This is a genomic window from Streptomyces sp. NPDC005181, assembly GCF_040608395.1.
Lineage (GTDB): Bacteria > Actinomycetota > Actinomycetes > Streptomycetales > Streptomycetaceae > Streptomyces.
Map to the genome: position 1 here is coordinate 15,934 of NZ_JBEXID010000083.1, position 13,441 is coordinate 29,374.

The following is a 13,441-nucleotide window of genomic DNA, read 5'->3' on the forward strand; positions in this document are numbered from 1 at the left end:
TTCCAGGGGCCGTTGCGTCGTCCGGGTGTTCACCCCCGATCAGAGGGCAGACCCCTTTCGCAGCAGGGCAGGAAGTTCGTGAAGAGAAGTGATCGCGTGTGACGGGGGACGCAGTCGGGGGTCGCGCGCCACGTCCGACCGGTTCAGCCATATCGAGGCACCCAGACCTGCGTTGAGCGCTCCACCGATGTCGGTCACCAGGCTGTCGCCCACGTGGCAGACATCGGCGGCCTCGAGCCCCATGTGTTCGAGGGTGATGTCGAAGATCCTCCGATCGGGCTTGGACACAGCTACCTCACCTGAGATCACGGTGACGTCCAGGAACCTGTCCAGACCGGTCGCCGTGATCTTGTCCCGCTGCGCGTCGCCCGGACCGTTGGTGACAAGGCCCAGCCGGTACGAGGCGCTGCGAAGCGCACTCAGCGTGTTCGCCACGTCGTCGAAAAGGACGTAGCGCCGACAGCGCTGCCGCTTGTATTCATCGGTCGCAGGCCCGGCGAGTTCGGCGTGCCCGCACTCGTCGAGTGCCTGCCGCCAGCACTCCCTCCAGATGGAATCGGCATCCGGGATCCGGCCGGGCGGGTGCTGTGCACCGTCCCCGCCCGCGCGCATGTGGTCGACGTAGCGGCGTGTATAGGCGCCGTGGAGTGAGTCGGCATCGAGGTCGGGGGCCGACCGGACCAGGACGTCGCACACGTCCCGCACGGTCGCCCTCCAGGCGGGCATGCCGTAGTCGAGCAAGGTTGCGTCGAGGTCTAGCAATACCGCCTGGATCATGCGCAGAGCGTACGCATCGACTGAGCGATGAGAACCCTGTACTGCGACGGCAGTTGAAGGAGCGGCTCGTCACCGAGGACGCCGCTTCGGGGGTACTGGTCCTGGGATGGCTCACTCCTCAACCTGCGGACTGACCGGACGCCTAAGCAGTCGCGTACACGCGGCTCGCGAATTCAGCGATCTGTTCGTCGCTCAGGTTCTTCGCGAGATCGGCCTCCGTGATCATGCCGACCAGGCGGTGGCCGCCCTTGACATCGATCACCGGCAGCCGCTTGATCTGATGCTCCTCCATGGTCGCCAGGACGTCGGCGGCGTCCGCTTCGGCATCGATCCAGTGAACCTTGGCATTGAGGGATCCGGCCTGCACGGTTGCAGGGTCGATGCCCTCGGCGCAGCACTTGATGACGATGTCACGGTCGGTGATCAAGCCGGTGAGCCTGTTGTTGTCGCCGCAGATGGGAAGGCAACCGACGTTCAGATCGCGCATCGTCTTCGCTACCTCGAACAGCGACTCGTGTGCACCGACGCACTGCACGCCACCGGACATGATGTCTTGAGCCAGCAGCTTCTCGGACATGATTTCCTCCTGTCCTCGACCGGCGTGTTTCCCTGTCTTCGATCACAACACGAATGGCTCAACCCCGCTTGCCGGCTGCGTCGGCGAGGTAGTGGATCCCGAGTCGGCCGCGATCGGGCACGGCCGGGACATGGCCTGTGATGTCGGCCAGGCGATCTGCGGCGCCGTCAACGCGTGGAGCGCTGACTATGACGGCTCCACGTGACTGAAACCCACCTCGAAGCGCTCGACCGAGACAACGCGTTGGCCTTCCCTGTGCGCGACCTCCTCGCGGAGCCGGGCGGCACTGTCCTCGCTGGCCTGCATGGCCTCCTCGTCCTCCCACAGAGTGAGCGATGTCGCCCTCCCGGAGGCCCGGTCGACGAGGTAGAACACGCCCCGGAAGCCCGAAGCCTCCTGGATCTGCTGGAGAGTCGCTTCCCAGTTCGCGGTCAGGTCTCCCTCTGCAGGAACCGGTGAACCCTGGTAGGTGCTCAGCCTCGCGAACATCGCTGCCACCTCTTTCCTGACCGACTGCCGGTCGGGGGACAGGCAGCCTCAGGACCAGGGTGCTCCGGCGGACCACCCGTCGCATGCCGAGCACCCGGGGATGCTCCCTCCCGGGTGGCACCGCGGACCCTCTGGGCTCTGACGCGTAAATACCAACCGGTGCGGGCAAAACCGCAGGTAGCTGACCTCGCCTCCTGCGCTGCTACCCCGCGGCGCGGTGTTGATCAAGGGCTACGGGGTGTCCGATGTGCCCATTTACCTGCCTCACGGCGGGCGGCGAAGCCGCCCTGAGTCGCTGACCTGCTGGAACAGGCAGACCCATCTCGGCCAGTGGCCCGAATTTGACATTAGCTTGCCTTATGAAAGATAAAGGAGGTCCTTTGGGCTGAATCTCACGCAGCGTGATATTCGACGTGTGACAGCCGATGATCGTCTACGCGAATGAGTAAAGCCGTGTCCCACGCCGCTGTCCCGGATCAGCAGACCGACTCCGCCGCGGACTGGGAGGCATGGCGCGCCGAGCGGCGGCGCTCCGTCACTTCGCCCTCCGGGAACCTCGCCCTCGTGGAGACCCGCTGGGCGCCGGCGGGTGAGCGCCCCGACCTCGATGAGGCCCGTGCCGGACAGCCGGAGCATGTGACCGTCACCACGGTCGAGCGCACCGACCTCGTCACCTGCGATCCGGAGTACGGTCTGCGCTTCTGGGACGCGCAGTCGCCCGCCATCCAGAACTTCGAGCGCACCGATGCCTTCCCGTACGACCCGGCCTGGGTGCTGGAGGCCTCGTACACCCCGGTGCCGGGAGCCCGGCGGGTCGGTTTCGAGCACATCCGCGACAACGGCGGCACCCGTGACCTCGCCGTGCCGGGTGACATCGCGCTCACCCTGGACGGACTGGACTACGTGCTGAGCGCCTTCGACGACGACGGCACCCTGCTTCTCGTCTTCGGTGACCCCACCAACGGCGACATCACCTACGGTGCCGGGCGCTTCCTCTTCGTCACCCACACCGGCGACGGCCGTGTCCTCCTCGACTTCAACCGCGCCTTCGTGCCGCCGTGCGGATTCTCCGACCAGTACAACTGTCCGATGCCGCCGCGGCAGAACCGTTTCCACCTGCCCGTCGAGGCCGGCGAGAAGCGCCCCGTCTTCCGCGACGGCTTCCCCGCGCAGCACTGATCAACCCCGCACTCCCGCCTCGCAGCACGAAAGCGCGTACTCCTCATGAGCATCAAGAAGACCTCCCTGTACGGCGGCGCCACCGCCGCCGCCCTCGCCCTGACCCTCACTGCCTGCGGCGGGGGCTCCAACGGGGGCGGCGCCGCCGGAGGGGCGCACGACAAGAACGCCACGGTCAACATCGGTTCGCTCTACGAGCCGCAGAATCTCGACAACACCGCGGGCGGCGGCCAGGGCGTCACCGAGGCGCTCAACGGCAACGTGTACGAAGGGCTGTTCAAGCTCACCGACGACGGCAAGGTCGAGAATCTGCTCGCCCAGGACTACAAGGTCAGCGGCGACGGACTCACGTACACCTTCACCCTTCGCGACGGCGTGAAGTTCCACAGCGGCAAGAAGCTCACCGGCCAGGACGTCAAGTACAGCCTGGAGAAGGTGATAGCCAAGGACTCGCAGTCCGCGCGCAAGAGCAATCTCGAGGTCATCAAGTCCGTCGAGACACCGGACGCGCGCACGGTGAAGGTCCAGCTGTCGAAGAAGTCCATCTCCTTCGTCTACAACCTCTCCTACGTGTGGATCATCAACTCCGACGCGAAGAGCCTCAAGACGAGCGAGGACGGCACCGGCCCGTACCGACTGAACAAGTGGACTCGCGGTTCCGCTCTCAGCCTCGACCGCTTCGCCGGCTACTGGGGCGACGCGGCCGGCAACAAGCAGGTCGTCTTCCACTACTACAAGGACGCGACCGCTCTCAACAACGCGCTCCTGACCAATGCCGTGGACGTTGTCACGAGCGAGCAGTCGCCCGACGCTCTCGACCAGTTCAAGAGCAACCAGAACTACAAGGTCAACGACGGCAACTCGACGACCAAGCTGCTGCTCGCCTTCAACGACAAGGCCAAGCCCTTCACGGACGTCAAGGTTCGCCAGGCCGTCTCCTCCGCCATCGACGACAAGAAGCTGCTGGAGTCGGTCTGGGGCGGCTACGGCAAGCTCATCGGCTCCATGGTGCCGCCCACCGACCCGTGGTACGAGGACCTCTCCAAGGTCAACGCCCACGACACCGCGCGAGCCAAGAAGCTGCTGGCCGAGGCCGGATACAAGAACGGCTTCACCTTCACCCTCGACACCCCGAACTACGACCCGCACCCGACGGCGGCGACCTTCATCAAGTCGCAGCTTGCCAAGGTCGGCATCACCGTCAAGATCAACACGATCACGCCGGACGAGTGGTACACGAAGGTCTACAAAAACCACGACTTCACGGCCACGCTCCAGGAGCACGTCAACGACCGCGACCTGGTCTGGTACGGCAACCCCGACTTCTACTGGGGCTACGACAACAAGCAGGTCACGAAGTGGGTCGAAGAGGCCGAGCAGGCGTCCGGCACGGCTGAGCAGACCGAACTGCTGAAGAAGGTCAACCGCCGGACCGCCGAGGACGCGGCCAGCGACTGGCTGTACCTGTACCCGCAGATCGTCGTGGCGAGCAGCAAGCTGTCGGGCTACCCGGTCAACGGCCTCAACTCGCAGTTCTTCGCGTACGACATCGAGAAGGGCTGATGGCGCGGTATCTCCTGCGCCGCTTCGCCTTCCTGCTGGTGTCGCTGGCGCTTGCGAGCGTGGTGCTGTTCGTGCTGCTGCGGATGCTGCCGGGCGACCCTGCCAACGCGCTCACCTCGGTGGGCGCCAGCCCCGAGCAGATCGCGGCGGCGCGGCACTCCATCGGCTCCGACAAGCCGCTGCCCGAGCAGTTCGTCCACTGGATCGGGCAGCTGGCCGCCGGTGACCTCGGTACGTCGTTCGTCAGCTCGCTGCCGGTCGCGCCCGAGGTCGCCTCGCGGCTGAACGTCACCGTCCCGCTGACGCTCACGGCGTTCGTCCTGGCGGTGCTCATCGCCGTCCCGGTCGGCTTCGTAGCTGCGCACCGGCGCAGGACCTGGTACGGCGCGCTGCTCAGCGGAGTCTCCCAACTAGGCATGGCCGTCCCCGTGTTCTGGCTCGGGATGATCCTGATAGCCGTCTTCGCGCTGAACGCCGGCTGGCTGCCCGCAGGCGGCTTCCCGCCGGACGGCTGGTCGCAGCCGGCCGAGGCGGTCCGCTCGCTCGCCCTGCCCGTCAGCACGATCGCGCTCGTGATGAGCGCCTCACTGATCCGCTACGTCAGGTCGGCCACGCTCGATGTACTGGACAGCGACTATCTGCGCTCCGCGCGCGCCCTGGGCTCGTCGTTCGGGCGGGCCATGTGGCGGCACGGTCTGCGCAACGCCTCGGTGCCGGTGATCTCGATCCTCGGCATCGAGCTGGCGTCCACGCTGCTGGGCGCGGTGGTCGTGGAGTCCGTGTACGCGCTTCCCGGCCTCGGCTCGCTGCTCGCGACCGGCATCGCACAGCACGACTATCCGGTGATCCAAGGCGTGCTGTTCGTCTCCACGCTCGCGGTGCTGGTCATCGGCTTCGCCGCCGACTTCGTCCAGCGGATCATCGATCCTCGGCTCCGCGGCAGGCTCTCCGGAGGTGCCCGATGAAGCAGTCGACGAAACGCTCGTACACGCTGACCTTCGGATGCGTACTGGCCGGCCTGATCGCGCTGCTTGCGCTGGTCTCGCTCTTCTGGGCCCCGTACGCCGCCGACGACACGTCCGGCGGGCGGCTCACGGGCCCCGGTGCGGGCCACCTGCTGGGCACCGACAAGCTCGGACGTGATCTGTTCACCCAGCTGATGACCGGCTCGCGGGTCGCCGTCGAAGCGGGCCTGGGTTCCGTTCTCATCGCGGCCGCCGTCGGCATCACGCTGGGCGTGCTGGCCGCGTTCGCCCAGGGCTGGCTCGACGACACACTTTCCGCGTTCCTCGACATCCTGATCGCCTTCCCGACGCTGCTGCTGGCGATGCTCATCGTCGCCGCGCACTCGGCCACTCTGGGGTCCGCCGTGCTGGCGATCGGCCTCGCGCAGAGCGCGGTCGCGGGACGGCTTGTGCGGGTCCTGGTCAAGCGGGTCCTGGCACAGGACTACATCACGGCCGCGCGCACGTCCGGGACGTCGTGGCCGCGGATCGTGGCCGGGCATGTGCTGCCCAACATCTGGCCGACGCTCGTGGTGAACCTGGCCCTCCAGTTCGGGCTCGCGGTGCTGGCCGAGGCGGGCCTTTCCTACCTGGGCCTGGGAGCGCCGCCGCCCAACGCCTCGTGGGGCCGCATGCTCCAGGAGGCTCAGGCCACCTTCACCACGGCCCCGGCCGGCGCACTGGCCCCCGGCATCCTGCTCGTCCTGCTCGTCATCGGCGTGAACCTCATCGCCGACGGACTGCGCGACACCCTCGACCCGGCGGCCCGACGGAGGAGGAGCGCATGAACATCCTCGACGTGCGCGACCTCGCGATCCGTACGGCCGACGGGCGCATCCTCGTCGACGGCCTCTCGCTGACCATCGCCCCCGGCGAACGGCTCGGCCTCATCGGAGAGTCCGGCTCCGGGAAGTCGCTGACCACCCTCGCCGTGCTCGGCCTGCTGCCCGACGGCATGACCGCCACCGGCAGCGCCGAACTCGCCGGCACCCAGATCGTGGGCGCGAGCGAGAAGCAGCTCACTGGAGTCCGCGGGAGGGACGCCGCCATCGTCTTCCAGGAGCCGCTCACCGCACTCGACCCCCTGATGCGCGTCGGCAGACAGATCGCCGAACCTCTGGGCAGAAGGCGAGGGCTGAGGGGCGCCGAGCTGAAGCGGGCCGTCGCGGACGCGCTGGAGCAAGTGCATCTGCCCGAGCCCGACCGCATCGCGCGCGCCTTTCCGCACGAGATCTCCGGCGGCCAGCGGCAGCGCGTCGCGCTCGCCATGGCACTGGCCTGCGATCCGAAGCTGCTCATCGCGGACGAGCCGACCACCGCGCTGGACGTCACCGTGCAGTCCGACATGCTCGACCTGCTCGACACTCTCGTACGGGAACGGGACATGGCCGTCCTCTTTGTCAGTCACGACCTTGCGGTCGTCTCGAAGGTCACCGATCGCGTCCTGGTGATGAAGGACGGCCGCGCCGTGGAGGAGGGCGACGTCAGCGAGATCGTGCGGGCCCCGCGTGAGGAGTACACCAAGGCGCTGGTGGCCAGCGCGCGGCAGCTGGAATCGGCCCTCGACCTGAGGAGCGTGTAATGACGCCCGTACTGGAGCTGAACGGGGCCTCCTTCGCCTACCGGGGACACACCGCGCCCGTCGTCGAGGACATCTCCTTCGCCGTCGAGACCGGGCAGAGCCTCGCGCTCGTCGGCGAATCGGGCGCGGGCAAGACGACTCTGCTGAGGCTGCTGCTCGGGCTCGCCCGGGCGACGTCCGGCACTGTCCGGTTCGACGGCGACGTCCTCAAGCCGCGCGACCGCGAGCAGATGCGGCGTTTCAGGCGCAGCGTGCAGTGTGTCTTCCAGGACCCGTACTCGTCGCTGGACCCGCGTCGGCGGGTCGGCAGCATCGTGTCCGAACCACTGCGTTCCCTCGGCATCGACAGCCGGAGCACAGCCGGACCCAAGGTGGCCGACGCCCTGCAGCGAGTCGGACTCCCGGCCGACGCAGCTGAGCGCTATCCGCACGAGTTCTCCGGCGGCCAGCGCCAGCGCATCGCGATTGCCCGTGCGACCGTGTGCGACCCGCGGGTACTGCTCGCCGACGAACCCGTCAGCGCGCTCGACGTCACGACCCGCGTCAAAGTCGTCGACCTGCTCAACGAGTTGAAGCAGAAGCAGGGTCTGACTCTCGTCATGGTCTCCCACGACCTGTCGGTAGTGGCCTCGCTGTGCGAACGCACCGCCGTCCTGGAGCGCGGCCGCATTGTCGAAGAGGGCGAAACCGCACAGGTGCTGGGCGCTCCCGCGCACCCGTACACGCGTCGCCTCGTCGAAAGCGTGCCGCGACTGCCCGCCTGACCGGCGGACTCGGTCACGAGGCCTCTCAGTCTCGACCTGGTCGTTGCCGTGCCGGATGCCTCCGGTACCGTACGGACGTCAGCTCACCCTCGCCCACGCGTAGCGGTGCTCGGGCCGGCCGGTGTCGCCGTATTTGAGACTGAGGCTGATGCGGCCCGCGCTCTCCAGATACTTGAGGTAGCGCTGGGCAGTGGAGCGGCTCAACCCGGCGCGGACAGCGACTTCGTGTGCGGACAGCGGTTCGTCCGCCGCCGACAGGACGTGGCGGATGACCTCGGCGGTCGGCGCGGAGTGCCCCTTGGGCAGACCGGCTGCGGGAACGGCCTCCGGGGTGCGGAGCGCCCCGAAGATCTGGTCGACCTGCTCCTGGCCGGCCTCGCCCCGGCCACTGCCCACGCCTTCCAGAGTGCGGCGCAGGACCGCGTAGCTCTCCAGCTTGGACCGCAGACCGGCGGAACTGAACGGCTTCACCAGGTACTGCAGGGCGCCGTAGCGCATGGCGGTCTGCACGGTCGTGACATCGCGAGCGGCCGTCACCATGATCACGTCTGCCGGGTGGCCGAGCTGCCGCAGTCGCCGTACCAGCGTCAGTCCCGTCTCGTCCGGAAGATAGTGATCGAGGAGTACGAGGTCGACATGGCTGCGTTCCAGGACGGACAGTGCCTGTGCGGCGGTGTGTGCGCGCGAGACGACGCGGAAGCCGGGCACCTTCGCCACGTACGCCGCGTTGATTTCGGCCACCCGGAAGTCGTCGTCCACCACGAGGACGTCGATCATTGCACCCCTCCTGCTTCGGTCAGCTGCCGTACGGTGAGCGTCTCGGGCAGTACGACGGTGAAGACCGCGCCACCACCGGCCCTGGCACCGACGCGGGCCACGCCGCCGTAACGCTCCGCGAGACGGCGTACCAGCGCCAGGCCGAGCCCGCGGCCCCGATGTGCGGGGGACTCCTTGGTGGACCAGCCCTCGGTGAATATCTGTTCGCGCAGATCGGGAGCCACGCCCGGACCGTTGTCGCTGACCCGCAGGACCGTTGCGGTGCCCTCCCCGCGGATCTCGACTTCGATGAGGGACGCGACGTCCAGCGCGTTGTCGATGAGGTTGCCCAGGACGGTCACCAGATCGCGCGGGTCCACCACCAGATCGGGGAGCATGGTGTTCGGGGAGATCCGCAAGGACGCGCCCCGCTCTGCCGCGATGGCCGACTTGCCCACCAACAGCGCGGACAACAGGGGGTCCTTGACGCGTTCGGCGACCTGTTCCGCCGATGCCCGGTGACCGTTGGCCACCTCTGCCACGAACTCCACCGCGGCATCGTGTCTTCCGAGTTCCAAGAGCCCGAGCAGGGTGTGGAGCCGGTTGGCGTGCTCGTGGTCCTGGGCGCGGAGCGCGTCGAGAAGGCCGTGCGTGGAGTCCAGTTCGCGGCCGAGCAGCTCCAGTTCGGTGCGATCGCGCAGGGTGACCACAGCTCCGCCGTCACCGGTCGGCATGCGATTGGCGATCAGCACGCGTCCCCTGCAGACGGTGAGCAGGTCCACGCCGTCGACCTGTCCTGTCAGCACTTCTGCCGCACGGCCTGGCGGCAGCACCTCGCTCAGAGGACGTCCGACGGCGTCCGGCGTCAGCTCCAGCAGGCGCTGCGCCTCGTCGTTCAGCAGCCGGATCCGTCCCCTGACGTCGAGGGCGAGAACTGCTTCGCGGATGCTGTGCAGCATGGCCTCGCGCTCGTCCAGCAGCGCGGAGATGTCGGCGAAGGCCAGTCCATGGGTGCTGCGCTGCAGGCGTCGCGAGACGGCCAGGGCGGCGAGGACACCCGCGGCGAGCGCGGCCCCCGCGTAGAGCAGAAGTGCGGGAATGGTTCCGAGCAGCCGCTCGCGGACGCTGTCGTAGGCGATGCCCACCGAGACGGCGCCGACGATGGTCCCGTGTTCGTCGCGGAGGGGGACTTTTGCGCGTGCCGAGCGGCCCAGGGTTCCGTTGTCGATCTGCATGATCTCCCGGCCGGCCAGGGCCGTGCTGGGATCGGTGGAGACGTGTTTGCCGATCTGTGGGGTGTCGGTGTGCGACCAGCGGACCCCACGGGTGTCCATGACCACGATGTAGAGCGCACCGGTGGCCCGCCGGATCCGCTCCGCCTCGGCCTGTACCGGGCCGTCGGGGCTGGGTTCGGTACCGGTCAGGTTCTGCACCAGTCCGGGTTCGGCGGCAGTGGTCTGGGCGATGGACAGCGCCTGGCGCATCGCCTGGTCGTCGAGCTGATGGCTGAGCGGGGCAAGGAAGAGCCCGGTGACGAGCATGACCACCCCGGTCGTGATGGCCACCTGGGTGAGCAGGACCTGGGCGAAGACACGGCGGGGCCAGTGAATCCGCATGTGTTCGCCCTCTGCCTTCCGCCGGCCTGGAATCCGTAGCTCCGTTTTGCTTTGTGTAAACGCAACGTAAACGTCGCTGCCGTCGCTGACTAGCCCTCGTAGCACTTTCGTTCTGCCGGCGTGAGCAGAACGAGCAGAACCGCAGGTTATGGGCAGAAGCAGGAGTTGTGAGCGCAAGGGTGCCGTCGTGCCCGGGCCGCATTTAGCGTCCCGCCCCATGAACAGCGAAACGAGCCCCGCCATCGAGCTGCGGGGGGCGAGCAAAGCGTTCCGGACTCCGTCGGGGGCGCTCCACACCGCCGTACGAGAACTGGACCTCACCATCGGGCGCGGTGAGTTCGTTGCCGTGGTGGGACCCACCGGATGCGGCAAGTCGACAACGCTGACACTGGTCAGCGGCCTGGAGGAGCCCACCGAGGGCGAGGTGCTGGTCGCCGGTCAGCCGGTGCGCGGCATCGGCGACAAGGTCGGCTTCGTCTTCCAGCAGGATGCGGTCTTCCCCTGGCGCACCGTGCTGTCCAACGTGATGGCAGGCCCCCGCTTCCGGGGTGTGCCGAAGCCCGAGGCGAAGGAACGCGCCCGGGAGTGGCTCGCCCGGGTCGGCCTGTCCTCCTTCGAGGACCGCTATCCCCACCAGCTGTCCGGCGGTCAGCGCAAGCGTGTCGCACTCGCGGCCACGTTCGTCAACGATCCCGAGATCCTGCTCATGGACGAACCCTTCTCCGCACTTGATGTGCAGACCCGGGCCCTGATGTCGGACGAACTGCTGGAGTTGTGGGCCGGGACCGGCTCCTCCGTCGTCTTCGTCACCCACGACCTGGAGGAGTCCATCGCACTGGCCGACAAAGTCGTGGTCATGACCGCGGGACCGGCCACCGTCAAGGAGGTCTTCGAGATCGATCTGCCCCGCCCGCGCAAGGTCGAACAGGTGCGTCTGGAGCCCCGGTTCCTCGAGATCTACCGGGAGATCTGGTCCTCGCTCGGCGAAGAGGTCCGCATCACCCGCGAGAGGGGTGCCCTCGATGTCGCCTGAATCCCTCACCGCGAGCGCCGCCGTCACCAAGACCGAACGGACCCAGGCCAGAGCGCGAGCCAGCCGCAACCGCAGGTTCCTGGTGCTCGGAAGCCGGATCGCACTGCTCTTCGTGGTCATCGGGCTGTGGGAGTGGCTGGCCCGGATCGCCGTCATCGATCCGTTCAACTTCTCCATGCCGTCAAAGATCTGGGACCAGATCCGCACCTGGGTCATCGACGGCACCGCCCAGGGCTCACTGTGGGAGCAGATCTGGTACACGCTCTACGAAGCACTGCTCGGCTGGGTCATCGGTGTGATCGCCGGTGTGCTGCTCGGTATCGCGTTGGGCCGGATCCGCTTCGCCGCCGATGTCCTCGGCCCGTACATCAAGGTGCTCAACGCCCTGCCGCGCATCGTGCTCGCCCCGATCTTCCTGATCTGGTTCGGTCTCGGCCCCGCCTCGAAGGTGGCCTCCGCGGTCGTTCTCGTGTTCTTCCCCGTCTTCTTCAACGCGTTCCAGGGAGCCAGGGAGGTGGACCGCAACCTCGTCGCCAATTCCCGCATTCTGGGTGCCAGCAACCGCCAGGTCACCTTCCAGGTGGTCATCCCCTCGGCCACGTCATGGATCTTCACCAGCCTGCATGTGAGCTTCGGCTTCGCGCTCATCGGCGCCATCGTCGGTGAGTACATCGGTGCCACCAAGGGGCTCGGACTGCTGGTCGCCGCTTCCCAGGGCACCTTCAACGCCGCCGGCGTCTACGCCGCAATGGTGATCCTCGCCGTCGTCGCGTTGCTGGCCGAAGGCCTGTTGACCTTCCTCGAGAAGCGGCTCTTCCGCTGGAAACCGGCTGACGCCGACTCCCCGCGCTGAGGCCTGTTCCACACGCCGGCGCCGACTTCCGCACGCTGACGCCGCCTGCCATCCGAACACCCGACTGTTTCTTCACAAGGACGTGAACCAGATGCGTACATCCACCCGGATCTCGGCTGTCGCCGTCGCCGGCGTACTCGCCCTGACCACCCTGACTGCCTGTGGCTCCCACTCCACGGGCGCCTCCGACGGCAAGAACGTCAAGGTCAAGATCATGGTGGGGGGCCTCGACAAGGTCATCTACCTGCCCGCGATGCTCACCGAGCGGCTGGGCTACTTCAAGGACGAAGGGGTGTCGGTCCAGCTCCTGACCGAGCCTGCGGGCGTCCAGGCCGAGACGGCCCTGGTCTCCGGCGATGTGCAGGGCACGGTCGGCTTCTACGACCACACCCTCGACCTGCAGGTGAAGGGCAAGCAGGTCGAGTCGGTCGTCCAGTTCTCACAGGCTCCCGGCGAAGTCGAGATCGTCTCCAACCAGGCGGCGGGCGACATCAAGTCGCCGAAGGACTTCAAGGGCAAGAAGCTCGGTGTGACGGGCATCGGCTCCTCGACCGACTTCCTGACGAAGTACCTCGCCGTCAACAGCGATGTGCAGACCAGTCAGTTCACACCCGTCGCGGTGGGTGCAGGCCAGACCTTCATCTCCGCCCTCCAGCAGGGCTCCATCCAGGGCGGCATGACCACCGACCCGACCGTCGCCACCATCCTGGACAAGAAGCTCGGCAAGATTCTCATCGACATGCGCACCCCCGAAGGCTCCAAGCAGGCGCTCGGCGGGCTCTACCCCTCCTCGAGCCTGTACATGCAGACCGAATGGGTCAACAGCCACAAGGAAACCGTCCAGAAGCTGGCCAACGCCTTCGTCAAGACGCTGAAGTGGATGTCCACGCACAGCGCGGACGAGATCGCGGCCAAGATGCCTGCCGACTACGCGCAGGGCGGCGGTAAGGCCCTCTATGCGCAGGCCATCAAGAGCACACTGCCCATGTTCACCACGGACGGCGTCATGCCCGCGGACGGACCCGCCACCGTCGAGCGGGTCCTGAAGGCCTTCAACCCGAACCTGAAGAACGCCAAGGTCGACCTCGACAAGACCTTTACCACTGAGTTCGTCAAGAACGCGGGCTGACCGCACGCCGTCCGATCCCCCGAACGGCGGAACACGTCAAGACGGGACTGACGCGACCCGGACCGATGCCCCCGGCAGAGGTGGCAGAGGCGCTTCACGGAGAGGCCGATCTCTCCGTG

14 protein-coding genes are annotated in these 13,441 nt (G+C 67.3%); 9 read left to right on the forward strand and 5 right to left on the reverse strand.

Translation table 11 applies throughout. From position 1 onward, the window contains the following. Positions 1-39: 39 nt before the first annotated feature. The 3 genes from ABZV38_RS32590 to ABZV38_RS32600 all read right to left on the reverse strand — a co-directional run bounded on the left by ABZV38_RS32590 (position 40) and on the right by ABZV38_RS32600 (position 1,843). Positions 40-777: an HAD-IA family hydrolase gene (locus ABZV38_RS32590; protein ID WP_356332042.1), complete on the reverse strand. Its 738-nt coding sequence runs from the start codon at positions 775-777 to the stop codon at positions 40-42. A 142-nt stretch (positions 778-919) separates the two neighbouring features. Beyond that, the gene (locus ABZV38_RS32595) at positions 920-1,354 is read right to left on the reverse strand and encodes a CBS domain-containing protein (protein WP_356332043.1); all 435 of its coding nucleotides are present in this window, start codon (positions 1,352-1,354) and stop codon (positions 920-922) included. 186 nt (positions 1,355-1,540) lie between these two features. Continuing rightward, positions 1,541-1,843: a hypothetical protein gene (locus ABZV38_RS32600; protein WP_356332044.1), complete on the reverse strand. Its 303-nt coding sequence runs from the start codon at positions 1,841-1,843 to the stop codon at positions 1,541-1,543. 441 nt (positions 1,844-2,284) lie between these two features. Here ABZV38_RS32600 and ABZV38_RS32605 point away from each other — a divergent pair, with 441 nt between their 5' ends. The 6 genes from ABZV38_RS32605 to ABZV38_RS32630 are packed head-to-tail and all read left to right on the forward strand — an operon-like array spanning position 2,285 to position 7,935. Beyond that, positions 2,285-3,022, forward strand: coding sequence for a DUF1684 domain-containing protein (locus tag ABZV38_RS32605; RefSeq protein WP_356332045.1), 738 nt, complete (start codon positions 2,285-2,287; stop codon positions 3,020-3,022). Positions 3,023-3,067: 45 nt separating this feature from the next. Next, positions 3,068-4,585 carry an ABC transporter substrate-binding protein gene (locus ABZV38_RS32610; RefSeq protein WP_356332046.1) on the forward strand — a complete coding sequence of 506 codons (1,518 nt, stop codon included), beginning with the start codon at positions 3,068-3,070 and terminating at the stop codon, positions 4,583-4,585. Then, complete coding sequence (locus tag ABZV38_RS32615) at positions 4,585-5,550, forward strand: ABC transporter permease (protein ID WP_356332047.1); 966 nt, start codon at positions 4,585-4,587, stop codon at positions 5,548-5,550. Before ABZV38_RS32610 ends, ABZV38_RS32615 begins: the two co-directional genes overlap by 1 nt. Further along, complete coding sequence (locus ABZV38_RS32620; RefSeq protein ID WP_356332048.1) at positions 5,547-6,377, forward strand: ABC transporter permease; 831 nt, start codon at positions 5,547-5,549, stop codon at positions 6,375-6,377. Before ABZV38_RS32615 ends, ABZV38_RS32620 begins: the two co-directional genes overlap by 4 nt. After that, positions 6,374-7,171 (forward strand): ABC transporter ATP-binding protein, encoded by a 798-nt coding sequence (locus ABZV38_RS32625; protein WP_356332049.1) that lies wholly within the window; start codon positions 6,374-6,376, stop codon positions 7,169-7,171. The genes ABZV38_RS32620 and ABZV38_RS32625 overlap by 4 nt, the downstream gene beginning before the upstream one ends. After that, positions 7,171-7,935, forward strand: a complete 765-nt coding sequence (locus ABZV38_RS32630; RefSeq protein ID WP_356332051.1) for an ABC transporter ATP-binding protein — start codon at positions 7,171-7,173, stop codon at positions 7,933-7,935. Before ABZV38_RS32625 ends, ABZV38_RS32630 begins: the two co-directional genes overlap by 1 nt. Before the next feature lie 78 nt (positions 7,936-8,013). Here ABZV38_RS32630 and ABZV38_RS32635 read toward each other — a convergent pair whose 3' ends face one another. Together ABZV38_RS32635 and ABZV38_RS32640 are read right to left on the reverse strand one after the other, a co-directional pair. Beyond that, complete coding sequence (locus tag ABZV38_RS32635; RefSeq protein ID WP_356332052.1) at positions 8,014-8,712, reverse strand: response regulator; 699 nt, start codon at positions 8,710-8,712, stop codon at positions 8,014-8,016. Next, complete coding sequence (locus ABZV38_RS32640) at positions 8,709-10,307, reverse strand: sensor histidine kinase (RefSeq protein WP_356332053.1); 1,599 nt, start codon at positions 10,305-10,307, stop codon at positions 8,709-8,711. Before ABZV38_RS32640 ends, ABZV38_RS32635 begins: the two co-directional genes overlap by 4 nt. A gap of 217 nt (positions 10,308-10,524) precedes the next feature. Here ABZV38_RS32640 and ABZV38_RS32645 point away from each other — a divergent pair, with 217 nt between their 5' ends. The 3 genes from ABZV38_RS32645 (at position 10,525) to ABZV38_RS32655 (ending at position 13,322) form a co-directional block, all read left to right on the forward strand. Next, complete coding sequence (locus tag ABZV38_RS32645; RefSeq protein ID WP_356332054.1) at positions 10,525-11,340, forward strand: ABC transporter ATP-binding protein; 816 nt, start codon at positions 10,525-10,527, stop codon at positions 11,338-11,340. Next, positions 11,330-12,193, forward strand: coding sequence for an ABC transporter permease (locus ABZV38_RS32650; RefSeq protein ID WP_356332055.1), 864 nt, complete (start codon positions 11,330-11,332; stop codon positions 12,191-12,193). The genes ABZV38_RS32645 and ABZV38_RS32650 overlap by 11 nt, the downstream gene beginning before the upstream one ends. A gap of 91 nt (positions 12,194-12,284) precedes the next feature. After that, positions 12,285-13,322 carry an ABC transporter substrate-binding protein gene (locus ABZV38_RS32655; protein WP_356332056.1) on the forward strand — a complete coding sequence of 346 codons (1,038 nt, stop codon included), beginning with the start codon at positions 12,285-12,287 and terminating at the stop codon, positions 13,320-13,322. Positions 13,323-13,441 lie beyond the last annotated feature (119 nt).

What these genes read in the sequence shown, in the direction of transcription:
- ABZV38_RS32590 (WP_356332042.1), bottom strand. Translation starts at nt 777, where the DNA reads ATGATCCAGGCGGTATTGCTAGACCTCGACGCAACCTTGCTCGACTAC.
- ABZV38_RS32595 (WP_356332043.1), bottom strand. Translation starts at nt 1,354, where the DNA reads ATGTCCGAGAAGCTGCTGGCTCAAGACATCATGTCCGGTGGCGTGCAG.
- ABZV38_RS32600 (WP_356332044.1), bottom strand. Translation starts at nt 1,843, where the DNA reads ATGTTCGCGAGGCTGAGCACCTACCAGGGTTCACCGGTTCCTGCAGAG.
- ABZV38_RS32605 (WP_356332045.1), top strand. Translation starts at nt 2,285, where the DNA reads ATGAGTAAAGCCGTGTCCCACGCCGCTGTCCCGGATCAGCAGACCGAC.
- ABZV38_RS32610 (WP_356332046.1), top strand. Translation starts at nt 3,068, where the DNA reads ATGAGCATCAAGAAGACCTCCCTGTACGGCGGCGCCACCGCCGCCGCC.
- ABZV38_RS32615 (WP_356332047.1), top strand. Translation starts at nt 4,585, where the DNA reads ATGGCGCGGTATCTCCTGCGCCGCTTCGCCTTCCTGCTGGTGTCGCTG.
- ABZV38_RS32620 (WP_356332048.1), top strand. Translation starts at nt 5,547, where the DNA reads ATGAAGCAGTCGACGAAACGCTCGTACACGCTGACCTTCGGATGCGTA.
- ABZV38_RS32625 (WP_356332049.1), top strand. Translation starts at nt 6,374, where the DNA reads ATGAACATCCTCGACGTGCGCGACCTCGCGATCCGTACGGCCGACGGG.
- ABZV38_RS32630 (WP_356332051.1), top strand. Translation starts at nt 7,171, where the DNA reads ATGACGCCCGTACTGGAGCTGAACGGGGCCTCCTTCGCCTACCGGGGA.
- ABZV38_RS32635 (WP_356332052.1), bottom strand. Translation starts at nt 8,712, where the DNA reads ATGATCGACGTCCTCGTGGTGGACGACGACTTCCGGGTGGCCGAAATC.
- ABZV38_RS32640 (WP_356332053.1), bottom strand. Translation starts at nt 10,307, where the DNA reads ATGCGGATTCACTGGCCCCGCCGTGTCTTCGCCCAGGTCCTGCTCACC.
- ABZV38_RS32645 (WP_356332054.1), top strand. Translation starts at nt 10,525, where the DNA reads ATGAACAGCGAAACGAGCCCCGCCATCGAGCTGCGGGGGGCGAGCAAA.
- ABZV38_RS32650 (WP_356332055.1), top strand. Translation starts at nt 11,330, where the DNA reads ATGTCGCCTGAATCCCTCACCGCGAGCGCCGCCGTCACCAAGACCGAA.
- ABZV38_RS32655 (WP_356332056.1), top strand. Translation starts at nt 12,285, where the DNA reads ATGCGTACATCCACCCGGATCTCGGCTGTCGCCGTCGCCGGCGTACTC.